At 72.0% G+C, this 21,482-nt stretch carries 17 protein-coding genes and 11 pseudogenes; 20 read left to right on the forward strand and 8 right to left on the reverse strand.

Annotated elements, in window-relative coordinates:
• Positions 1-15: 15 nt before the first annotated feature.
• The 14 genes and pseudogenes from UK82_RS36195 to UK82_RS06640 form a co-directional block, all read left to right on the forward strand.
• Positions 16-204, forward strand: a pseudogene (locus tag UK82_RS36195) (group II intron reverse transcriptase/maturase); the annotation flags it as partial.
• Positions 205-235: 31 nt separating this feature from the next.
• Positions 236-447 (forward strand): annotated as a pseudogene (locus UK82_RS36205) (group II intron reverse transcriptase/maturase); the annotation flags it as partial.
• 1 nt (position 448) lies between these two features.
• A pseudogene (locus UK82_RS36210) lies at positions 449-694 on the forward strand (reverse transcriptase domain-containing protein); the annotation flags it as partial.
• A gap of 1 nt (position 695) precedes the next feature.
• Positions 696-739 (forward strand): annotated as a pseudogene (locus UK82_RS36215) (hypothetical protein); the annotation flags it as partial.
• Position 740: 1 nt separating this feature from the next.
• Positions 741-988: pseudogene (locus UK82_RS36220) on the forward strand (group II intron maturase-specific domain-containing protein); the annotation flags it as partial.
• A 1-nt stretch (position 989) separates the two neighbouring features.
• Positions 990-1,122: pseudogene (locus UK82_RS41360) on the forward strand (hypothetical protein); the annotation flags it as partial.
• 54 nt (positions 1,123-1,176) lie between these two features.
• Positions 1,177-1,319: hypothetical protein (locus UK82_RS41365; protein WP_255354257.1), on the forward strand; the 143-nt coding region annotated here is incomplete at its 3' end.
• A 1-nt stretch (position 1,320) separates the two neighbouring features.
• Positions 1,321-1,557: pseudogene (locus UK82_RS36230) on the forward strand (IS3 family transposase); the annotation flags it as partial.
• Position 1,558: 1 nt separating this feature from the next.
• Positions 1,559-2,310: pseudogene (locus UK82_RS06615) on the forward strand (transposase); the annotation flags it as partial.
• A gap of 373 nt (positions 2,311-2,683) precedes the next feature.
• On the forward strand, positions 2,684-2,950 hold the full coding sequence (locus tag UK82_RS06620; RefSeq protein ID WP_236705587.1) for a type II toxin-antitoxin system HicB family antitoxin: 267 nt from the start codon (positions 2,684-2,686) through the stop codon (positions 2,948-2,950).
• A gap of 32 nt (positions 2,951-2,982) precedes the next feature.
• Complete coding sequence (locus tag UK82_RS06625) at positions 2,983-3,174, forward strand: type II toxin-antitoxin system HicA family toxin (protein ID WP_236705588.1); 192 nt, start codon at positions 2,983-2,985, stop codon at positions 3,172-3,174.
• A 32-nt stretch (positions 3,175-3,206) separates the two neighbouring features.
• Positions 3,207-3,491 (forward strand): SCO4848 family membrane protein, encoded by a 285-nt coding sequence (locus tag UK82_RS06630; protein WP_044884260.1) that lies wholly within the window; start codon positions 3,207-3,209, stop codon positions 3,489-3,491.
• 173 nt (positions 3,492-3,664) lie between these two features.
• A complete protein-coding gene (locus UK82_RS06635; protein WP_236705589.1) occupies positions 3,665-6,061 on the forward strand; it encodes a RecQ family ATP-dependent DNA helicase in 2,397 nt (798 codons plus the stop codon).
• Positions 6,062-6,361: 300 nt separating this feature from the next.
• On the forward strand, positions 6,362-6,697 hold the full coding sequence (locus UK82_RS06640; protein ID WP_236705590.1) for a hypothetical protein: 336 nt from the start codon (positions 6,362-6,364) through the stop codon (positions 6,695-6,697).
• 99 nt (positions 6,698-6,796) lie between these two features.
• On the opposite strand, the gene UK82_RS06645 is transcribed toward UK82_RS06640, so the two are convergent.
• The 7 genes and pseudogenes from UK82_RS06645 to UK82_RS06670 form a co-directional block, all read right to left on the reverse strand.
• Positions 6,797-7,558 carry a succinate dehydrogenase iron-sulfur subunit gene (locus UK82_RS06645; protein ID WP_044884262.1) on the reverse strand — a complete coding sequence of 254 codons (762 nt, stop codon included), beginning with the start codon at positions 7,556-7,558 and terminating at the stop codon, positions 6,797-6,799.
• A partial coding sequence (gene sdhA / locus UK82_RS06650; protein WP_236705591.1) for a succinate dehydrogenase flavoprotein subunit occupies positions 7,558-9,120 on the reverse strand: 1,563 nt, incomplete at its 5' end. The genes sdhA and UK82_RS06645, both read right to left, overlap by 1 nt.
• A gap of 1 nt (position 9,121) precedes the next feature.
• A pseudogene (locus UK82_RS36235) lies at positions 9,122-9,312 on the reverse strand (FAD-binding protein); the annotation flags it as partial.
• A gap of 24 nt (positions 9,313-9,336) precedes the next feature.
• Positions 9,337-9,783 (reverse strand): succinate dehydrogenase hydrophobic membrane anchor subunit, encoded by a 447-nt coding sequence (locus UK82_RS06655; protein WP_044884264.1) that lies wholly within the window; start codon positions 9,781-9,783, stop codon positions 9,337-9,339.
• Positions 9,783-10,178, reverse strand: coding sequence for a succinate dehydrogenase, cytochrome b556 subunit (gene sdhC, locus UK82_RS06660; protein WP_009740429.1), 396 nt, complete (start codon positions 10,176-10,178; stop codon positions 9,783-9,785). Before sdhC ends, UK82_RS06655 begins: the two co-directional genes overlap by 1 nt.
• A gap of 203 nt (positions 10,179-10,381) precedes the next feature.
• Positions 10,382-12,394 carry a serine/threonine protein kinase gene (locus UK82_RS06665; RefSeq protein ID WP_044884265.1) on the reverse strand — a complete coding sequence of 671 codons (2,013 nt, stop codon included), beginning with the start codon at positions 12,392-12,394 and terminating at the stop codon, positions 10,382-10,384.
• Between the two features lie 408 nt (positions 12,395-12,802).
• Positions 12,803-15,985: pseudogene (locus tag UK82_RS06670) on the reverse strand (protein kinase); the annotation flags it as partial.
• Positions 15,986-16,191: 206 nt separating this feature from the next.
• Here UK82_RS06670 and UK82_RS06675 point away from each other — a divergent pair.
• The 4 genes from UK82_RS06675 (at position 16,192) to UK82_RS06690 (ending at position 19,979) form a co-directional block, all read left to right on the forward strand.
• Positions 16,192-16,764, forward strand: coding sequence for a cytidine deaminase (locus tag UK82_RS06675; protein ID WP_055406640.1), 573 nt, complete (start codon positions 16,192-16,194; stop codon positions 16,762-16,764).
• A complete protein-coding gene (locus UK82_RS06680; protein ID WP_044884268.1) occupies positions 16,761-18,104 on the forward strand; it encodes a thymidine phosphorylase in 1,344 nt (447 codons plus the stop codon). The genes UK82_RS06675 and UK82_RS06680 overlap by 4 nt, the downstream gene beginning before the upstream one ends.
• Positions 18,105-18,198: 94 nt before the next feature.
• Positions 18,199-19,302 (forward strand): adenosine deaminase, encoded by a 1,104-nt coding sequence (locus UK82_RS06685; RefSeq protein ID WP_044884269.1) that lies wholly within the window; start codon positions 18,199-18,201, stop codon positions 19,300-19,302.
• Positions 19,299-19,979, forward strand: coding sequence for a DNA-3-methyladenine glycosylase I (locus UK82_RS06690; RefSeq protein WP_236705592.1), 681 nt, complete (start codon positions 19,299-19,301; stop codon positions 19,977-19,979). The genes UK82_RS06685 and UK82_RS06690 overlap by 4 nt, the downstream gene beginning before the upstream one ends.
• A gap of 33 nt (positions 19,980-20,012) precedes the next feature.
• Here UK82_RS06690 and deoC read toward each other — a convergent pair whose 3' ends face one another.
• Complete coding sequence (gene deoC / locus UK82_RS06695) at positions 20,013-20,792, reverse strand: deoxyribose-phosphate aldolase (protein ID WP_236705622.1); 780 nt, start codon at positions 20,790-20,792, stop codon at positions 20,013-20,015.
• A 37-nt stretch (positions 20,793-20,829) separates the two neighbouring features.
• On the opposite strand from deoC, the gene UK82_RS36240 reads away from it, so the two are divergent.
• Both UK82_RS36240 and upp read left to right on the forward strand, forming a co-directional pair.
• Positions 20,830-20,979: uracil phosphoribosyltransferase (locus tag UK82_RS36240; protein WP_304438039.1), on the forward strand; the 150-nt coding region annotated here is incomplete at its 3' end.
• A gap of 1 nt (position 20,980) precedes the next feature.
• Positions 20,981-21,468, forward strand: a pseudogene (gene upp / locus UK82_RS06700) (uracil phosphoribosyltransferase); the annotation flags it as partial.
• Positions 21,469-21,482: the final 14 nt, after the last annotated feature.

Consider the following 21,482-nt stretch of genomic DNA (forward strand, 5'->3'; position numbering starts at 1 on the left):
CGGATCTGGAACAGGATGAGTTCAGGATCGTACTTTCCGCAACCGGTACGGGCGGTGTCGATACCGAAAGACGGCGGTCGAGGCACTCGGATCCTAGGAGTGCCCACCATCGTGGACAGGATCGCGCAGACCGTGGTCGCGGGACGTCTGGAGGTCCGCACGGAGCAGATTTTCCATGTGGACTCGGACGGTTACCGGATCGGCNGGTNGGCGATCGATGCGGTGGNGAAATGCNGGGAACGCTGCTGGAGAGACGACTGGGTTCTGGACCTGGACGTCGAGACGTTTTTCGACAGCTGCCCGCATGACCTGATCGTCAAAGCGGTGGAGACGAACACCGATCAGAAGTGGATCGTGTTGTATGTGAAGCGCTGGCTCGCAGCGCCTACACACCAGCCGGACGGCTCTCTGATCACGCCAGGTCGCGGAACCCCGCAGGGATCGGCGNTTTCACCCGTGCTGGCGAACCTTTTCCTCCACTATGCGTTCGACATGTGGATGGCCCGGAATTATCCGGACGTCCGGTTCGAGCGCTATGTGGATGACGCGGTGGTGCACTGCATCTCCCGGCGGCAGGCAGAAATTTTGCAAGCCGCAATAGGGCGACGCATGGAACAGGTGGGGCTTCGGCTCAACCCGGCGAAGACGAAGATTGTGTACTGTCAGGATTCGAACCGGCGCAAGAGCTATCCAGNAGTCGCGTTCGATTTCCTTGGCTACATGTTTCGTCCCCGGGCGGNCGTCAACAAGCGAACAGGTAGGATGTTCACCTCGTTCGCCCCGGCAATGAGCCAAGACAGGCTGACCGAGAAAGGCCGGCAGGTCCGCCGCTGGCGGATCCACCTACGCACCAATCACACCCTGGCCGATCTCGCCGAGCGGATCAACCCGCTGGTGCGGGGTTGGATGAACTACTGGGGTCATTTTCACAGGTCCCAGATGTTCGGCCTCCTGCGACGCATCAACGCCTACCTAATGCGCTGGGCCCNCAAGAAATACAAACGGCTCCGCAACGCCGGTCGCCTGCAACGGTGGTGGGAAAGGGTCATCGGAAACGAACCGGCCCTGTTCGCCCACTGGACGTGGGTCACGGACTGCGGATTCTCCTTCGCCGGACGGTAAGAGCCGTATGAACCGAGAGGTTCACGTACGGAACTGTGGGAGCCGGCGGGTGAGATTCCCGCCGGCTACCCGACTGGAGAAGCTGTCCGAGAGCGCACCCATGGACGAAGCCGAACGGAACTCCTCAAAGAAGTCGAACGGGTGACCGAGGAGACGGTCGCCGTGCTGGTGCCGGAAATCGGTGTGACCGCGGCGTGNGCGGCGGCTGGCAGGTCCCGGGCCGGGCATTACCGGCGGCATCGGAAGAGTCCGCCGCCGGCCCGGCCGGCGCCGGTGGCGCACCGGGAGCGCGCCCAGCCGCGGGCGCTCGCCCCGGCCGAACGGGCCCGGGTGCTCGACGTGCTGCACGATCCCAGGTTCGCCGACGCCGCGCCGGCGCAGGTCTGGGCGACCCTGCTCGACGAGGGTGTCTACCTCTGTTCCCAGCGGACCATGNACCGGCTGCTGGCCGAGGTCGGGGAGTCCGGCGAGCGCCGCGCCCAGGCCACCCACCCGGCGAAGGTCAAACCCGAGCTCGTCGCGACCGGCCCGAACGGGGTGTGGTCGTGGGATATCACCAAACTCCTCGGTCCGAAGAAATGGACCTACTACTACCTGTATGTGATCTTGGATGTGTACAGCCGTTACGTTGTCGGGTGGATGCTCGCGGAAATGGAGTCCGCCGCCCTCGCCGAGGCCTTGATCGCCGAGACGTGCGCGAAACAGGGCATCGGCCCCGACCAGCTCACCGTTCACGCCGACCGGGGTAGTTCGATGACGTCGAAACCCGTCGCGTTCCTGCTCGCAGACCTCGGGATCATCCAGTCGCATTCCCGCCCCCGGGTGTCGAACGACAACCCCTATTCCGAGTCCCAATTCAAGACGATGAAGTACCGGCCCGACTTCCCCGGCCGTTTCGATAGTATCGAGGAAGCGCGGGCACACTGCCGCAAATTCTTCCAGTACTACAATCATGGCCATCGGCATTCAGGGTTGGGTTTGCTCACCCCGTCGGCGGTGCACCACGGCCAGGCCGAAGCCGTCCACGCGGCGCGTGGCACCGTGCTGGACTCCGCCTACGCCGCCCACCCCGAACGGTTCGTCCGCCGCCCGCCCGTCCCACCCGGACTACCCAGGCCGGCGTGGATCAACCCGCCGGAGAACATCCCAACGCAACAAGACAGTGACACAGAGCAGGAGACTCGGTAGTTCCTACAAAATCTTGCCTCGAACAGGTTGACAGGTTCCGCCGGCGTCGGGCGGAGGCAGGGGGCTGGACATCGGTGCACCGGATCTTCCGCAGTGGCGGTGTAGACCCCGGATGGCCTCTACCGCTCAGGTGGCAAGCCCCGGGGTTTTGTCTGTCCGCCCACCCTATGGCGATCAACGTGTCCGCACTCGCGTCCCCACGGAGACCACCGCTCGCGGCTGGTGCAAGGCTGGTGGGGTGACTCTGTTATGACCTGGGTAATCCCCGGAGCCGGGAGCGGTCTTGTGTCTCTCGTGTGTACTCGGGTCGTTGGAGATCGTTTCTGCTCGTATGGTCGACGGAGGTCTGGTCGATCACGTCGAGGAGGTGGCGGTGAGCGCTTCGCCAGGTATGGCGGGGACGGCTAGGCTGATCTCCATGGAGCGAGCGGCGCGGCTGACGGCTGTCGTCACGCACGAGGGCGACTGGTACGTGGCGCGGGCCCTGGAGGTCGAGGTAACCAGCCAGGGAGCCAGCGTCGAGGAGTCGCTGGCGAATCTTCGTGAGGCGCTGGAGCTGTACTTCGAGGATCAGCCGTTCCCCGTCACCGCCGCGGACGGTCCCATCGTCGCTCCGCTGGACATCCGCCTGTCGGCGTGACACCCGCGCTGCCTCGGGTCTCCGGGGCGAAGGTGGTGAAGGCGCTGGGGCGTGCCGGCTTCGAGGAGGTCGCCACGCGTGGCTCGCACTGCAAGCTGCGGCACAAGGAGAACGCCCGGGTCGTGATCGTCCCGCTTCACCGGGAGCTGGCGACAGGAACTCTCGCCTCTGTTCTGCGCCAGGCAGGCATCGAGGCGGAGGAGCTTAGGACGTTGCTCACCTGAGCTGCGCGTGGTTCCGGGTGCAAGCTGGGTGGGTGACTCTGTCGAAGCGTGCGTCCTGGTTCCTGATCGCGGTGGGTGTGTGGACGTGGGCGATCTGGCCGAACTTCCTGCGGAACATCTGGAAGGATGATCGTTCCTGGGACGACGGCCCGACCGGCTTCTTCACCGTCCACCTGGTTCTGACCGTCGTCTCCCTCGCGGTGGGCACTGCGGTCGGGTGGCTTGGCATCCGCGCGGTCCGCGCCGGTCGTTCGAGCGTCGCCGAAGACGTCGCCCCGCCCAAGCAGCTGGTTGGCTCGGATTCTTCCCTGACGTAGGTACTTCGGTATCGGCCGGCGACGACTTTCGGCGAGATCACGCCGACCTGCCGACCTGCCGACCCGTTGCTCAGGGTCAGCGCCTGATGTGATGAAGGAACGGGGCCTCCGCTCCTTCCGGGATGACCTGGGCTGTTCCGGTTCTGTCGGTGGCATCGGGTAGACACCTGTCCATGGCGGTAGACGAAGCGAGCTCGGCACATCCGGTGGCCGACGGGTCCGTGGCGGGGACCGGCCCACAGCCGGCCGACGTGGCCGTCGCACCCCGGGCGGTTCCCGCGGCGGCGTCCGCGCCGGCGGCGGGCGGCGGGGCGCTGCGGGCGCGGGCGGAGGAGCTGCTGCGCGCGTTGGCCGGGCCGGCCGCGGTGCTGCGGGAGGACCAGTGGCAGGCGATCGACGCGTTGGTCACCCACCGGCGTCGGGTGCTGCTCGTGCAGCGCACCGGCTGGGGCAAGTCGGCGGTGTACTTCCTCGCCACCGCCCTGCTGCGCGGCGAGGCCGGACTCGGTCCGGTGGACCTGGGTCGGCGCACCGGGCCGACGGTGATCGTCTCGCCGCTGCTCGCCCTCATCCGCAACCAGGCGGCGGCCGCCGCCCGGCTGGGGATCCGTGCGGGTGAGATCCATTCCGGCAATGTCACCGAGTGGGACGAGGTCTACGCGGCGTTGCGCGCCGGCGACCTCGACGTGCTGCTCGTCGGGCCGGAACGGCTGAACAACCCGACGTTCCGCGACGACTATCTGCCCGAGCTCGCCGCGACCACCGGCCTGCTCGTGGTCGACGAGGCGCACTGCATCTCCGACTGGGGGCACGACTTCCGCCCGGACTACCGTCGGCTGCGGACCCTGATCGCCGGGTTGCGCCCGCAGGTCCCGGTCCTCGCCACCACCGCGACCGCCAACCAGCGGGTGGTCGAGGACGTCAGCGAGCAGCTTGGTGCCGGTGCCGGTGCCGGGGCGGGGGCCGGGTTGGAGTCGGAGCCAGGGACAACCCCGGGCACGCTGGTACTGCGCGGGTCGCTCGACCGCGAGAGCCTGCGGCTCGCCGTCGTCGACCTGCCCCGGGCCGAGCACCGCTTCGGTTGGCTCGCCGAACGGCTGGGTGAGTTGCCCGGCTCCGGGATCGTCTACACGCTGACCAAGGCGGCGGCGGAGGAGCTGACCGCCTTCCTGCGCGGCGAGGGGTACCCGGTCGCCTGTTACCACGGGGGCACCGAGGCCGCCGAACGCATCGCCGCGGAGGAGGACCTGCTCGCGAACCGGGTCAAGGCGCTCGTCGCCACCAGCGCGCTCGGGATGGGCTTCGACAAGCCCGATCTGGGCTTCGTCGCGCACGTCGGGGCGCCGTCGTCGCCGATCTCCTACTACCAGCAGATCGGCCGGGCCGGCCGGGCCGTCGAGACCGCCGAGGTCGTTCTCCTGCCGGCGGCGGAGGACCGCGCCATCTGGCGCTACTTCACCGACACCTCCTTCCCGCCCGAGCGCGTGGTCCGTGCGGTTCTCGGGGTGCTCGCCGACGCCGGCCGGCCGATGTCCACCCAGGCGCTGCTGGCCGCCGTCGACCTCGGCCCCAGCCGACTCGACCAGATGCTGAAGGTCCTCGACACCGACGGCGCGGTCCGCCGGGTCAAGGGCGGCTGGACGGCGACCGGAGCGCCATGGTTCTACGACGAGGCGCGCTACCGGCGGGTCGCTGCCGCGCGGGCCGCCGAGCAGCAGGCGATGCTCGACTACATCGCCACCCCCGATTGCCGGATGGAGTTCCTGCGCCGCCAGCTCGACGATCCCCACGCCGCCCCCTGCGGGCGGTGCGACCGATGCACCGGCCGCACGTGGCCGTCAGCCGTCTCGACGGCGGCCAGCACGCGGGCCCGTGAGGAGCTGATGCGCCCGGGGGTGGTCATCGAGCCGCGCCGGATGTGGCCGACCGGCATGAACCGGCTGGGCATCAGCCTGTCCGGCCGCATCCCGCCGACGGCCGGCGCCGAACCCGGACGCGTGGTGGCGCGGCTCGGCGACATCGGCTGGGGCAACCGCCTGCGGCCGATGTTCGCCGCCGGACCGGCATCCGGCCCCGACTCGGGGCCCACCGGCGGCCCCGGGCGCGATGCCGGGCTCGACAGCGGGGCCGGGCTCGACAGCGGGGGCGACGGCCCGTTGCCCGCGGAGCTGGTGGAGGCGGTCGTGGGCACGCTCGCCCACTGGGACTGGACGCGCCGGCCGGCCGCGGTGATCGCGATCCCTTCGCGCAGTCGGCCCCGGCTGGTGGCCAGCCTCGCCGAACGCATCGCCGCCATCGGCCGGCTGCCGCTGCTCGGCCAGTTGGACCGGGTCGGCGGCGGCCCGCACGCGGGCCAGGTCCACAACAGCGCCCACCGGCTTGCCGGTCTGTGGGAGGCGTTCGCCGTCCCGCCGGGCCTGCGCGGCGCGCTCGGCGCGATCGACGGCCCGATCCTGCTCGTCGACGACCGGATCGTCACCGGCTGGACGATGACGGTGGCCGCCCGCCTGCTGCGCAAGGCGGGGGCGCCCTCGGTGCTGCCGTTCGCACTCGCCGTCGACACCACCTGACGACGCCCTGGCCCCCCGGCGGGCAGCATCGCGCGGGGCGGCAATCGGGTCGGAGACCGGCGCAAAGGGAATGTTCCCACCAATGACGTTTCGGCAGCCGGTTTGGCACGCTGTGCGCACACCGAACATCACGCCGGCAAACGGTGTGACATCGAGGTGAAATCGGCCGGCTGACCATGGACATCCCCGGTATTCGTCCTAGCCTTGGCTCGCGGGGATTTCGGGACCGGCCGATCGGTGGGCGGACGAGACGGAGAGCGGGCACTGATCAAAATGTGGGAAGGCGACCGTTGCACCGCGATGGTGATGGGGGGCGGGCGGGGCTACGTCGCCCACCGGTGTGGCAAACGAGCGATCGGGAAGGACCCGGACGGGCTGTGCCGGACCCATCGCCTGGAGCGGGCGGGCGCGCAGGACACCGACGTCGGCGAGCGGAACTGGCTGCGGGACAGGGAGACCGAGCGGCGGCTGAATGAGCTCGCCCGCCACCTCGACGACTTCTACAGCCTGCCCGTCCGGCTGGAATACGCCGATTCCTCGCCGACCCGCCCGCCGACAGGGCGACTCCTGATCGATGCCGACGATCTGCTCCGGGTGCTACGCGCCCAGGACCTGATGCCGCGCCGCGCCGTCTGACCCGTACCTGCCAGCTCCGGCAGAACACGGGGAAACGTGAAGGCTCCCGGGAATCTGGCGGTGGATCGCGGATTTCCCGCGCGCGCCGGTCTCGGTCGATCAGAGGCGGCGGAACAGCAGGGCCCGCTTGACCTCCTGGATCGCCTTGGTGACCTGGATACCCCGCGGGCAGGCATCCGTGCAGTTGAAGGTGGTCCGGCAGCGCCAGACGCCCTCACGCTCGTTGAGGATCTCCAGCCGCTCGTCGGCGCCGGCGTCGCGGCTGTCGAAGATGAAGCGGTGCGCGGCGACGATCGCCTGCGGCCCGAAGTAGTCCCCGTCGTTCCAGAACACCGGGCACGACGTCGTGCAGGCCGCGCACATGATGCACTTGGTGGTGTCGTCAAAGCGTGCCCGGTCCTCGGGGGACTGAAGCCGTTCCCGGGTCGGCTCGTGGTCATCCGTGATCAGGTAGGGCTTCACCGCCCGGAAGGCGTCGAAGAACGGTTCCATGTCGACGATCAGGTCCTTCTCGACCGGCAGGCCCTTGATCGGTTCGATGGTGATCTCGGGCCCGAGGTCCTTCACGAGCACCTTGCAGGCGAGCCGGTTCACGCCGTTCACCCGCATCGCGTCCGACCCGCACACGCCGTGGGCGCAGGAGCGGCGCAACGCCAGCGAGCCGTCGACGTTCCACTTCACCCACATGATCGCGTCGAGCAGGCGATCGCTGGGATCGAACGGCACCTGGTAGCTCTCCCAGCGTGCCTCCGCGGCGAACTCCGGATCGAAGCGACGGATCTTGAGCGTGACGGTCACGGGCGCCGGTCCGGTCGCGGCCGGACCCGGGGCCGCGGCGGGCCGGGAGTCGACGACGGTCATCAGTACTTGCGCTCCATCGGCTCGTAGCGGGTGACGACGACCGGCTTGTAGTCCAGCCGGATGTCCGCCTCCGGCGAGGCGGCGGCCAGCGGTCCCGACCGGTAGGCCATCGTGTGACGCAGGAAGTTGACGTCGTCCCGGTTCGGGTAGTCCTCCCGCGAGTGGCCGCCGCGGGACTCGTTGCGCGCCAGCGCCCCCACCACCAGAACCTCGGCGAGGTCGAGCAGGAAGCCGAGCTCGACCGCCTCCAACAGCTCGGTGTTGTAACGGCGGCCCCGGTCGGACACGCCGACCTGCTGGTAGCGGATCTTCAGCGCGGCAATGTCGCTGAGCGCCTGCTTGAGCGTCGCCTCGGTGCGGTAGACCGACGCGTTGACGTCCATCGACTCCTGCAGCTCGGCGCGGATCGCGGCGGCGTTCTCGGTGCCGGCACCCGCGCGCAGCCGGCCCAGCATGTCGTCCACGAACGACGCCGGGTTCGTCGGCAGGTCGACGTGGTGCGGGGTGGCGCCTGCGTACTCGGCGGCGGCGATGCCCGCCCGCCGGCCGAACACGTTGATGTCGAGCAGCGAGTTGGTCCCCAGGCGGTTCGCGCCGTGCACGGACACGCAAGCCACTTCGCCGGCGGCGTACAGGCCGGGGACGACGGTGTCGTTGTCCGCGAGGACCTGCGCGTCGATGGTCGTCGGGATGCCGCCCATCGCGTAGTGCGCCGTCGGCTGGATCGGAATCGGGTCGTCGTACGGTTCGATGCCGAGGTAGGTGCGGGCGAACTCGGTGATGTCCGGCAGCTTCGCGTCGAGCTGCTCCGGCGGCAGGTGGGTGAGGTCGAGGTACACGTGGTCGGCGTCGGGGCCACAGCCCCGGCCGGCGCGGATCTCGGTGTAGATGGCCCGGGCCACCATGTCGCGGGGGGCGAGGTCCTTGATGGTCGGCGCGTAGCGCTCCATGAACCGTTCGCCGTCGCGGTTGCGCAGGATTCCGCCCTCGCCGCGGGCGCCCTCGGTGAGCAGGATGCCCATCTTCCAGATGCCCGTCGGGTGGAACTGGAAGAACTCCATGTCCTCCAGCGGAATGCCGCGGCGAAACGCCAGGCCCATGCCGTCACCGGTCAGTGTGTGCGCATTCGACGTGACCTTGAACACCTTGCCGAACCCGCCCGTGGCGAAGACCACCGACTTGGCCTGGAAGACGTGAATCTCGCCGGTCTTCAGCTCGTAGGCGACCACGCCGGCCGCCGCGCCATCCTGCAGCAGCAGGTCGAGGACGTAGAACTCGTTGTAGAACTCGATGTCGTGTCGGACGCACTGTTGGTAGAGCGTCTGAAGGATCATGTGGCCGGTGCGGTCGGCCGCGTAGCAGGACCGGCGGACCGGCGCCTTGCCGTGGTCGCGGGTGTGGCCGCCGAAGCGGCGCTGGTCGATGCGACCCTCCGGGGTGCGGTTGAACGGCAGCCCCATCTTCTCCAGGTCGAGGACGGCGTCGATGGCCTCCTTCGCCATGATCTCGGCGGCGTCCTGGTCGACCAGGTAGTCACCGCCCTTGATCGTGTCGAAGGTGTGNCACTCCCAGTTGTCCTCCTCGACGTTGGCCAGCGCGGCGCACATGCCGCCCTGGGCCGCGCCGGTGTGCGACCGGGTCGGGTAGAGCTTGGTGAGCACGGCCGTCCGGCAGCGCTGCCCCGCCTCGAGGGCGGCGCGCATGCCGGCTCCGCCCGCGCCGACGATGACCACGTCGTACCTGTGGAGCTGCACGCCTACCTCCTTACAGGTCCGGGGTCACAGATCGGGGTCGAAGGTGAAGATGACCAGCGTGCCGAGGGTGACGACCAGGAACGCCGAGGTGTAAAGCAGCATCTTCAGCCAGAATCGGGTCTGTGCCCGTTCGGCGTAGTCGTTGATGACGGTCCGCAGGCCGTTGGTGCCGTGCAGCTCCGCGAGCAGCAGCATCACCAGGTCCCACGTGCGCCAGAACGGTGATGCCCAGCGGCCCGCGACGAAACCGAAGTTCACCCGCTGCACGCCGCCGTCGAGAACGTTCATGATGAACAGGTGGCCGAGCACCAGGAAGAACAGCAGCAGGCCGCTGATCCGCATGAACACCCAGGCGTAGAGCTCGAAGTTGCTGCGGGCCTTCGCGGCGCCCGGCTTCGTCCGCCGCCGCGGCGAGCGCGGGGTGGCCAGCTCCGGCGCGCCCCGCTCCGCCGGCACCGCCGTCGTCGCCATCAGGTCGCGCTCCCGAACAGCGTCTCGGCGGTGTGCAGCAGCATCCGGTAGGCCGCGGGGACGAGCAGCACCACGAACAGCACGAGTTCGATGTACAGCATCTGCTTCTGGTACTTCGGTCCGGACTCCCAGAAGTCGATCAGGATGATCCGGATGCCGTTGAGCGCGTGGAACAGCACGGCGGCGACCAGGCCGACCTCGAGCAGGTTCACGATCGGGCTCTTGTAGACCTCGATCACCTCGTTGTACGACGAGGGCGAGACCCTGACGAGTGCCGTGTCAAGCACGTGCGCGAACAGGAAGAAGAAGACGAGGACGCCCGTGATCCGGTGGGCGACCCAGGACCACATTCCCTCTCGACCGCGGTACAGCGTGCCCGCTGGTGCCTTCGGCAATGAAAGCTCCTCCGGATCGGCCCAGCCGCTCGGCCAGAAAAGATCACGTCAGCGACGCCCGCGGCGCCTCGGGGTCGGCGATGCGTCGCCGGGACGGCACCGCGCGCCTTCGGCCGATGCTAGTGCCGGGCCTGGTCAGCGGCGGGTCCGGGCCCGGCGCCGGCGGGTGAACTATGCCACAGCGCGCCCGGTCGCCGCCGTCACTACGCCGCCGGTGGCGGGCCGGTCGACGGCGGCGGTGCCGGTGCGGTGGCCGGCGGTGTCCTGACGGGCGGGGTCGTCGCGGGGGTGGTCGGCGCCGGCTTGGTCGGGGGCGGCGTCGTCGGCGGCGGCTGCTGCTGGGTCGGCGACGGCGTCGGTGTGGGCGCGGCGGTGCTCGGCTGCGCGCTCGGTGGGGCCTCGGTCGCTGGGGGCGTCGTCGACCGCGGGCGAGGGGAGCGGTGCGGCGTCCCCGGGGCCACCACCGTGGGGGAGGTGAACTCCGGGGTCGTCGCCGGTGGCGAGGTGGGCACGGCGGTCGCGGGCGGGGCGGTCGTCTTCGGCGCCGTCACGTCGGTCGGCTTGGCCGGCGAGCTACCCCCGGACAGGCCCAGGGTCAGGGCGATCGCCGCGCCGGCCAGGACGACGACCGCAGCGGCCGCGATCGCGATGGTCCGTCGCCGCCGCTCCCCGTCGCCGCCGGCTCCCCGGCCGTGGCCGTTGCCGTCGGGACCGCGCTGGTGCGCCGCCTCGGAGCGTCGGCGGGCCTCGTCGAGCGGGACGAGTCCGGCGGCATGATCGTCGTCGAACAGCCCGAGGCTGGCCGTCGACGCCACGACGGGCACGACGCCGATGCGGGTCTCGTCGTCGTCCCCACCGTGCGTCGGCCCTGTCGCCTGGGCAGGCGGCCCGATCCTGGTCTGGGCATCGTGATCGGCCTGGGGTCGGGTCCGGTTCGGCGCAGTGGGTCGGACCGGCTCGTGTCGGGGTGGTCGGGGGCCACCACCGGTGGCGGGCGAGATGGCGGTCTCGTCCAGCGCCCCGAGGACGGGATCCGCGGTGATCTCGCCGTCGGCGGACTCGGCTGGCCCGCGGGACGAGATGGGGCCGCCGACGGGCGGTACCGGACCACCCGTGGTGCGTGGGCCGGTGCCGCTGGGCTGGCCGGACGCGGCGGCGCCCGCCAACGGCCCGCTCCACGTCGAGGGCCCGGTCCGGCCGCCGGGACGCCCCGCTGCCGACCCGCCGCCGTCGATCGAGGCCGAGGGCGGCGGGGCCGCCGGTTCGTCGAGGTTCTCCAGACCGACGTCGGCAGCGCTCGCACCCGCGTCGTCGTCCTCGGAGCGCGGCCGGGCGTGCATGACGGAGGCCGGCACCGGGTTGGCGTTGCGGGCCACGGGAATCAGCCGCCGGCGGATCTCCGTGACGTCCGGGCGTTCCTCCGCCGGACGGTCCATCAGGTCGCTGAGCAGGTTGCGCAGGGGACCCGCCAGCCGGAAGGCGCGGCGGCGGCCCTCGACCACGGCGGTCAGCACCGCGTAGGTCTCCGGGCCCTCGAACGGCGGCTGGCCCTCGACCGCCGAGTACAGGGTCGCGCCGAGGCCCCACAGATCGCTCGCCGGGCTGCCCGAGGAGCCGCGGACCCGTTCGGGGGCGATGTAGGCGGGGGAGCCGACGAGCGCGCCGGTCCCCGTCAGGGTCACATCACCCTCGGTCGCGGCGATGCCGAAGTCGGTGAGCCGGACCCGGCCATCCCGGCCGAGCAGGACGTTGCCGGGCTTGACGTCGCGGTGCAGCACGCCGGCGGAGTGCGCCGCGGCGAGTGCGTCGGTCAGCGCCAGCCCGATCGCCGCGACCTGGTCGAAGGGCAGCGGGCCGTGGGTACGGATCACGTCGCCGAGGCTGTCCGCGTCGACGAGCTCCATGATGATCCAGTGCCGCTGGTGCTCCTCGACCACGTCGTACACGGAGACGATGGCGGGGCTGTGCAGGCGGGCCAGCGCGCGGGCCTCCCGCAGCACCCGCGCCCGGATCGCGTCGCGCTCGTTCTGCGCCCCGGCCATCGGGACGAGGATCTCCTTGATGGCCACCGGCCGCTGGAGTAGTTCGTCCTCACCGCGCCAGACGACGCCGGCTCCACCACGCCCAATGGGCGTGTCGAGACGGTAGCGCTGAGCTACGTAACGAGGCGTGCCGTGCCGAGAGGTGTCCGGGGGCACGCTTGCCGATTTGGCCATCGTGTCAAGTCTGACAGACGGATGGATCCGCGCGCCCGACGGTCGGCGTGTTTCCGGCCGCCGGGAGAGTCGGAAACCCGACGAATGCTGACATCACGGACCGGGCCGGAAGGCGCCGAAGAGCTGGTGCATCAATGCTTGATCCTGCAACCACAGATCCTCCCGGGTATGCCAGTAGAGGGCATATCCGTGGCCGTTGCGAATCGCGCCCCGGTTGAGCACATGCACCATGACCCCGTCCGACCTGCGATACCCGAACTCCCAGTCGGCCTGCTCGGTGCCGTCCCCACCGTCGCTGGGAGCCAGCCGTACGCGCCGATAGTCCTGCACACTCCGAACGAAACCGGCCTCGTTGTGTTGCCAGTCACCGATCGCGGAGGTGTTTGCCCGACTGACGCTACCGACCCNCAGGAACGCTCTGGTAGCCGGGTCCACGAAATCGACGTTTCCGGGGCCGCCGGGGCCCTGCTGGCGCTGCCAGGTCGACGGGTAGGCCACCGACCAGCCGCCCTCGGGATCCACATAGGAGACCCAGCCCGGGGGTGCGGTGGCCGGGGTGGTGTCCCGGGCCACCGGATCGGCGGCTCCGGCCGGCGGGTCGGCCGGGCGGACGCTGGCCGCGCCGCTCGCCGCCGCGGTCCCCCGGCCTCCGGGTGTCCCGGCGGTGGCGCCGGGGCCCGGACCGGTCGACCCCACGGGTGCGCCGGCCCCGCCGCGCCCGGCGGCGACACCGGTGGCCCCGGAGCTCCCCCCGCCGCTGATCAGGACCAGGATCGCGATGATGATCGCCGCGGCCAGCACGGCGAGCGCCGACACAGCGACGAGGCGGCGGCGCGGATCGGCTTCGCGGCCCGCAGTCCGACTGCCACCCGCCGGCCCTGCCGGCGTGGACTGCCCGTCGCCCGGGTCGCCCGCCCTGCCGGCCGCGGGGCTGCCGGGAGACGCGGGGCTGCTGGGAGACGCGGGGCTGCCGGGAGACGACGGCGCCGCGGGGACGGCCGGCGCCGCGGGGGAGACCGGCGCCGCGGGGACGGCCGGCGCCGCGGGGGAGACCGGCCTGATCCGCTGCGGGATGCCTCCGCCGGCCGTGCGGGTCCCGACCCCCTCTGCGGCGCCGGCCGGCCCCACCGGCCTGATCGGAGCAGCGGGCCGGGCGGTCGTCGGGGCCGTCTGGGCGCCGCGCCGCGCCGCCGCCGCGGGGGGCGCGGAATCGGTCGCGAGGGCGGCGGGGCCGGCCGCGGTGCGCGGTCGGGTCCACGGCTGGCCGAACCGTCCGCGGCGCGTCGCGGCGACGGGTGCGGTCGGAGCCGTCGCCGCCCGGCCTGCGCCCGCGTTCCCGGCGGCCGCGCCGTCGGACGTCGTCGCAGCCGCGAGGCCAAGGCCCGGGGAGGTCGAGAGCGGATCATCACTCGCGCCGGGCGTACCACCGGCGGCAGCGGCGGTGTCCCAGGGTTCCTCGTGTCCGGCCTCGGCCCCACCAGCGGACTCAGTGCCGGCCCCGGCACCGCGACCGACCAGTCGCGCCCGCGCCGGGATCCCGCCGAGCGCCCGCATCCGGTCCATCGAACGCATGCGCTCGAGCGGGCTGGTCAGGCGAGTCCGCATCGGCTGCGCGCGCACGGGTGCGGGGGAGGCGGCCGCCACAGGCCCCGGCAGCGGTTCCACCGACTGCACCGGGGCCGCCGCTGGTGGGGGATCCTCGGCCGGACCGGGCGTCGGCGCCTGCCCGGCGGCGCCGGGCGGTAGCGTCCCGGCTGAGCCCGAGGGGTCGGCGTCGAGCGCAGGCCGGGTCGCCGGGACCTCCGCCGGTCCGGTCTCGGCTGGTCCGGTTCCGGCCGTGTCGGTCGGTGGTCCCGTGTCGGTCCGTCCCGCCTCGGTCGGGGCTGCGCCGGTCCGGGTTGTCTCAGTCCCGGCTGTCCAGACCTCGGCGAAGCCGGTTCCGACGGGCTTCAGCCCGTGGGTCCCGCTCGCGAAGGTCCCGCTCGCGAAGGTCCCGCTCGCGAAGGCCTCGGTCGCGAAGGTCTCGGCCGGAACGGTGTCCGTGCCTGCGCCGGGCGGGTCGGCGGTGCCGCCCGCAGGCGCGGAGAGCGGCACGGCGGCCGATTCGATGATTCCCGCGGAGGAGACCGTCGGTACGCCGATCACCGATGCCGGGGGCGCCGATGCCGCGGCCGTCAGTTCGGAATACCCGGGGACGGTGGCGCCGGTCGAGGATCTCACGGGCGTCACGGTCGAGGCGGGCGCGATGGATTCCGCGACATCGGGGTGTTTCGTGGCCTGCGTCTCGCCAATCTCGTCCCGATGGCTTTCGGCCGCGCCGTGTTGCTCGACTGCGATGCTTTCATCGTCAGTGCTGTGTTTTTTGGTTGCTTTCGATCGTTCGCGAGGGGGACCGGTGTCCTTGCCGGGAGGGTGGGGCGGGTCGTCGCCGGGAGCCTCGTCGATCAGCGGCCGCGAGCCGTGGCCGGGTGAATCATCGCCGTCACCCGGCTCATCCAGGGCGCGTGCATCGTCCCCGTCGTGGGCATGACCCGCATCATCGGGATCGGCTCGGCGGTGCGGATCGTCCGTGCCCTGCGGGATGGTCTCCTCGCGGAGTCCGTCGACCGTGTCGACGGACTCGCGACGGTCGGCCGGGTCGGGCGGCGTGGGCAATAGCGGCGTGGTGGGGGCGGTGCGGGCCGGTGGGCGCGGCCGGGCGGGGCGCGTCGGCCGGCCTGTCCGGGAGGAGCGCCGCTCGCCGCCGCGCTCCAGGATTTCGCGCAGCCGCTTGCGCACGATGGACAGCGGGGGACGGCTCAGCCCGTGCGGCGCCATCAGATCGTCGATCACTGGCGCCAGCGGGCCGGCGAGGCGGAAGGGCTGGCGCCGTCCCTGCATGAGCGCGGCGAGCACCGAGATCGGGTCGCCGCCGGCGAAGGGTGGACAGCCCTCGACCGTGGTGAACAGCGTGGCGCCCAGCCCCCACCGGTCACCGGCGGCGTTGCCCGCGTCCCCGCGGGCCCGTTCGGGCGGCAGGTAGGCCGGCGAGCCGAGCACCATCCCGGTGCTGGTGAGCCGGGGATCACCGTGGCTGACCGCGATCCCGAAGTCCGTCAGCCGGGCCCGACCGTCGGGGGTGACCAGCACGTTGCTGGGCTTGACATCCCGGTGGACGATCCCGAGTCGGTGCGCCGCCTCCAGCGCGTAGGCCAGACTGATGCCGATTCGGCAGGCCTCTTCGACCGGCCTCGGGCCGTGGTCCGCGATGATCCGCGACAGGGACTGACCCTCTACGTATTCCATGACGATCCACGGCAGGTCGCCGTCGTCGATGACGTCGAGCACGGAAACCGCCCCCGGGTGGTGCAGCCGTCCGGCGGCGCGCGCCTCGCGCAGCACCCGTTCCCGCGCTCGGTCGCGTTCCAGACCACTCTCGGTGATCGGTAGCCGGACCTCCTTGACCGCGACAACCCGCTGGAGCAGCTCGTCAGTGGCCCGGTGCACGACGCCGAAGCCGCCCTGCCCGAGGACGCCGTCGAGCCGGTAGCGCCCTCCGACGAGGGCTACCGCCTCGGCCGGACCTGGGTCGTCCGGGGACTCGCCTGCCATCCCTTCGTCCCTTCCCGATCGCCAGTGAGGCTCGCGTCCATGGGATCACACAGGTGCCGGCCCGCGAAGGTCGGGCATGCTGGCGTCAGCGCCCGATCGGACCACGGACTCCGACGAGAACACGAGGTGGCGAGATCAAGGGGTGCGGCGAGACCGAGGGATGTCGCGAGACCGAGGGGTGTGTCGAGACCGAGGGGTGCAGGGACATGGGGTGGAGTGTGGACGACAGAAGCTGGGAACGGCTGCGGAACGCCGCTGTCCGTGTCGCGCAGAGTGCCTACGCTCCGTATTCGGGCCTGCGGGTCGGCGCCGCCGCGCTGGTCGTCGACCGCCCGGACGCCGACGGCCGCACCACCGGGGACGAGCCGTGGATGGTGGTCGGCTGCAACGTCGAGAACGCCTCGTACGGCCTCACGCTGTGCGCCGAGTGCGGCCTCGTCTCGGCGTTGCACGCTCGGGGCGGCGGCCGCCTGTTGGCGTTCGCGTGCGTCGACGCGGACGGGCGGCCGCTGGCGCCCTGCGGTCGCTGCCGTCAGCTCCTCTACGAGCACGGCGGTCCGGATCTGCTGGTGGCCACCGCCGGCGGGATACGCCGGCTGGCCGAACTACTTCCCGGCGCGTTCGGTCCGCTCGACCTGCCGGACCCGCCCGATCTGCCGGACCCGCCCGATCTGCCCGACCCGCCCGACCCGCCGGAGCCCGCGACCGCGGCCGACGCGCCACCGCAGGCCGGCTCCCCCGCCGGTGCCACCCCGTTCGGCGGATCGGGGGCGTCGTGAGCGCCGACTTCGACGTCGTCGACCTCATCCGGGCCAAGCGTGATGGCCGCTCGCTGCCGCTCGAGGCCGTTGACTGGCTCATCGACGCCTACACCCACGGCTGGGTCGCGGACGAGCAGATGTCGGCCTACCTGATGGCGGTGGTGTGGCGCGGGATGTCCCCGGCCGAGCTCGATCGCTGGACCGCCGCGATGATCGCTAGCGGCGAGCGGCTGGACCTGACGGGGGTCGGCCGTCCCACCGTGGACAAGCACTCGACCGGCGGGGTCGGCGACAAGGTCTCGCTGGTGCTGGTTCCGCTGGTCGCCGCGTGCGGCGTCGCCGTCCCGCAACTGTCGGGACGGGGCCTCGGGCACACCGGCGGGACGCTGGACAAGATGGAGTCGATCCCGGGCTGGCGTGCCGACCTGCCGGTCGAACGGATGCGCCGCCAGCTTGCCGAGGTGGGCGCGGTGATCTGCGCCGCCGGGGCCGGGCTGGCTCCCGCCGATCGCCGGCTCTACGCGTTGCGTGACGTCACCGGGACGGTCGAGTCGATCCCGCTCATCGCCTCGTCGATCATGAGCAAGAAGATCGCCGAGGGAACGTCCGCGCTGGTCCTCGACGTGAAGGTCGGCTCGGGTGCGTTCATGACCTCGCTGGACGACGCCCGGGAGCTGGCGCGGACCATGGTCGGGCTCGGCGCGGCCGCCGGCGTCCGGACCGAGGCGGTGCTGACCCGCATGGACCACCCGCTGGGGCGCACCGCCGGCAACGCGCTGGAGGTCACCGAGGCGGTCGACACGCTGCGCGGCGGCGGGCCGAAGGACCTGGTGGAGGTCACCGTCGCCCTGGCTCGGGTGATGATCGAGCTGGCCGGCGCGAGGCGGGCGGACGGAGCCGGCGGGGCGCCGACGGCCCGTGATCCGGCCGAGGTGCGGGCGGCCCGCGATCCGGCCGAGGTGCTGGCGGCCGGGGACGCCTACCCGGTGTGGCGGGCGATGGTCGCGGCGCAGGGCGGCGATCCCGACGCGGTCCTGCCGCGGGCGACCCACGTCGAGACCGTGCCCGCACCCGCGTCCGGCTACCTGGCGAATCTGGACGCCCGGGCGGTCGGCATCGCGGCCTGGCGGCTGGGCGCGGGGCGGGCCCGCAAGGAGGACGCGGTGTCCGCGGCGGCGGGCGTGCGCTGGCGGGCGGGCATCGGCGACCGGGTCACCGCCGGGGAGCCGCTGCTGGAGCTGCACACCGACGATCCGAAGACCCTCGGCCGCGCGCTGGCCGCACTCGCCGGCGCGGTGACGGTCACCCCGCAGCCGCCGCCTCCCACCCCGCTCGTCCTCGACCACCTCCCCGCCTGAGCACGTCGGCGGAGGCGGAGGCGACCCGGCCAACGCGGCGTCGCGGTTCTGTCGGACCCGTGGCCTACGGTCGGCGCAGGAGACGGAGGAGCCGATGACGAACGACGCACCGCCCGGCCCGATCACGGTCGACGAGATCCGCCGGGTGCCGAAGGTCCTGCTGCACGACCACCTCGACGGCGGGCTGCGGCCGGCCACGGTGGTCGAGCTCGCCGACGAGACCGGCTACCGGGACCTGCCGTCCACGGACGCGCACGCGCTGAGCACCTGGCTGCGGGGAGGGGCGCACAGCGGCTCGCTGGTGCGCTACCTGGAGACCTTCAGTCACACCGTCGGCGTGATGCAGACCCAGGAGGCGATCCGGCGGGTGGCGCGCGAGTGCGCCGAGGACCTCGCGGCCGACGGTGTCGTCTACGCCGAGGTGCGGTTCGCTCCCGAGCTGCACGTCGAGCGGGGCCTGTCGCTGGACGCGGTCGTCGAGGCCGTCCTCGACGGCTTCCGCGCGGGCGCCGCCGGTACGCCGCTGCGCATCCGCGCGCTGCTCACCGCGATGCGTCACCAGGCCCGTTCGCTGGAGATCGCCGAGCTTGCGGTGCGCTGGCGGGACGCCGGGGTGGTCGGTTTCGACATCGCCGGCGCCGAGGCGGGCAACCCGCCGACCCGGCACCTTGACGCCTTCCAGTACATCCAGCGGGCGAACGGGCACTACACCATCCATGCGGGCGAGGCGTTCGGGCTGCCGTCGATCTGGGAGGCGGTCCAGTGGTGCAACGCCGACCGGCTCGGCCACGGGGTGCGCATCGTCGACGACATCACGGTCGATCCGGACGGTAAGGCGATCCTCGGGGATCTCGCCAACTACGTGCGCGACGTCCGGGTACCGCTGGAGATGTGCCCCACCTCGAACGTGCACACGGGCGCCGCGCCGAGCATCGAGCGCCATCCCATCGCCCTGCTGCGTCGGCTGCACTTCCGGGTCACGGTGAACACGGACAACCGGCTCATGAGCGACGTGTCGCTGTCGAGCGAGTTCGCGACGCTCGTCGACGTCCACGGCTACGACTGGTCGGACATCCGCTGGCTCACCCTGAACGCGATGAAGTCGGCCTTCCTGCCCTTCGACGAACGTCTCGACCTGATCAACGATGTCATCAAGCCCGGCTACGCGCCCTACGTCCGTGAGGAGCTCGCCCGATGAGCACGAGCGTGGCAGGAACCGAGCCGCCCGGCACCCAGGCGGCGCCGGCCGGCCCGATCCCGAACCGGCCCGCCCCCGCGGCCCCCGCGGCCCCCGCCGCCCCCGTGGCCGCCGTGGCCGGAGCCGACGGCCGGGCGCGTTGCCCGTGGGGCCTGTCGGCGCCGGAGTACGTCGAGTACCACGACCAGGAGTGGGGCCGCCCGGTCCGGGACACGGTGGGCCTGTTCGAACGCCTCACCCTCGAGGCGTTCCAGTCCGGGCTGTCGTGGTTGACGATCCTGCGCAAGCGGCCGGCGTTCCGGTCGGCCTTCGCCGGGTTCGACCCGGGGGTGGTCGCCGGGTTCGGGGCCGCCGACGTCGAGCGGCTGCTCGGCGACGCCGGCATCGTGCGTAACCGCCGCAAGATCGAGGCCACGATCGTCAACGCCCGGGCGGTGCTCGCCCTCGACCGGCCGCTGCCCGAGCTGATCTGGTCGCACCGGCCGCCGCGGCGGGCCAGGCCGGCCACCCTCGCCGACGTCCCGGCGAAGTCCGCCGAGTCGGTGGCGCTGGCGAAGGGGCTGCGCGCGGCCGGCTTCGTGTTCGTCGGCCCGACCACCGCCTACGCGCTCATGCAGGCCTGCGGTCTCGTCGACGATCACCTGGCGGACTGCTGGGTGCCGCACGTGCCCGAGTAACCACATCTCGGGGTGGGGTCGGCCCGGGTCGGATCAGGTGGGGAAGCCGGCGAGGACGTCGGCGGAGGCGGACAGCCCGAGGCGGGTCGCGCCGGCCTCGATCATGGCCATCGCCTTCTCCGCCGTCCGGATGCCACCGGAGGCCTTGATCCCGAGGCGTCCCCCCACCGCTTCGGCCATCGCCCGCACCGCCCGCACGCTGGCTCCCCCGGCCGGGTGGAATCCGGTCGACGTCTTGACGAACTCGGCCCCGCCGGCCTCCGCCGCCCGGCAGGCCGCGATGATGTTCGCATCGGGCAGCAGCGCCGTCTCCAGGATCACCTTGAGGATCACGTGCGGCGGCACCGACAGGCGGACCTCGGAGATCTCGGTCTCGATCGCCCGCCAGTTCTCGTCCATCGCGTTGGCGATGTCGATGACCATGTCGATCTCGGTCGCGCCGTCCGCGACGGCCCGACGGGCCTCCTCGGCCTTGATGACGGTGAGATGCGTGCCGTGCGGAAAACCGATCACCGAGGCGACGGCGAAGGCGGGCTCGGCTTCGCGGCTGCCGCGGTACGTGCTCGCCGCGGCGAGGTAGACGTGGGTCGGGGCCACACAGACCGCGCCGACGCCCAGCTTGGCGGCCTCGGCGCACAGCGCGAGCACCTCCTCGTCGGTCGCGGCCGGGGCCAGCAGCGTGTGGTCGATCAGCCGGGCGACCTCGGCCCGCCGCAGGGTGGGCCGGGCGCCCTCGGCCGAGGTGGGGGAGCCGTCCCCCGGTTCCTCGGCGGGACGGTCGGGTCCGGCGGGATCGGTTGTCATACGTTGCATCATTGCCGATCCCGTCCCGCGCTCGAGGAGTCAGTCCGTGCATCTGCACGTCGTGGACCATCCCCTGGCGGCCTCGTCGCTCACCGTGCTCCGTGACGAGCGCACGCCGCGCTCCCGTTTCCGGCCGACCCTGCACGACCTCGCCACGATGCTGGTCTACGAGGCGACGCGGGCGCTGCCGACCATGNCCGTGACGGTGACGACGCCGCTGGCGACGACGACCGGGGTGCGGCTGGCCGCCGAGGTGGTCCTCGCCCCGGTGCTGCGCGCCGGCCTCGGCATGCTGCCCGCGGCGCTCGACCTGCTCCCCGACGCCCACACCGCCTTCATCGGCCTGGCCCGGGACGAGACCACGCACCGACCCGCCGTCTACCTGGAGGCGGTGCCCGCCGACCTGACCGGCCGGCCCGTGCTGCTGCTCGACCCGATGCTCGCCACCGGCGGTTCGGCGTTGCACTGCCTGCGGCTGCTGCTCGACCGCGGGGCGCGGGGCATCACGGTCGTCGCGGTCGTCGCGGCGCCGGAGGGGCTGGCGGCGCTGGAGTCCGGCCTGCCGGCCGCGGCGGCGGCGGAACTGACGGTGGTGACCGCGGCCGTCGACGAGCGGTTGAACGACACCGCCTACATCGTCCCCGGGCTCGGCGACGCCGGCGACCGGATCTACGGCGAGATGTGAGGCGCTGTCGGCGG

Origin of the sequence: Frankia sp. ACN1ag (genome assembly GCF_001414035.1) — a bacterium.
GTDB classification, from domain to species: Bacteria; Actinomycetota; Actinomycetes; order Frankiales; family Frankiaceae; genus Frankia; species Frankia torreyi.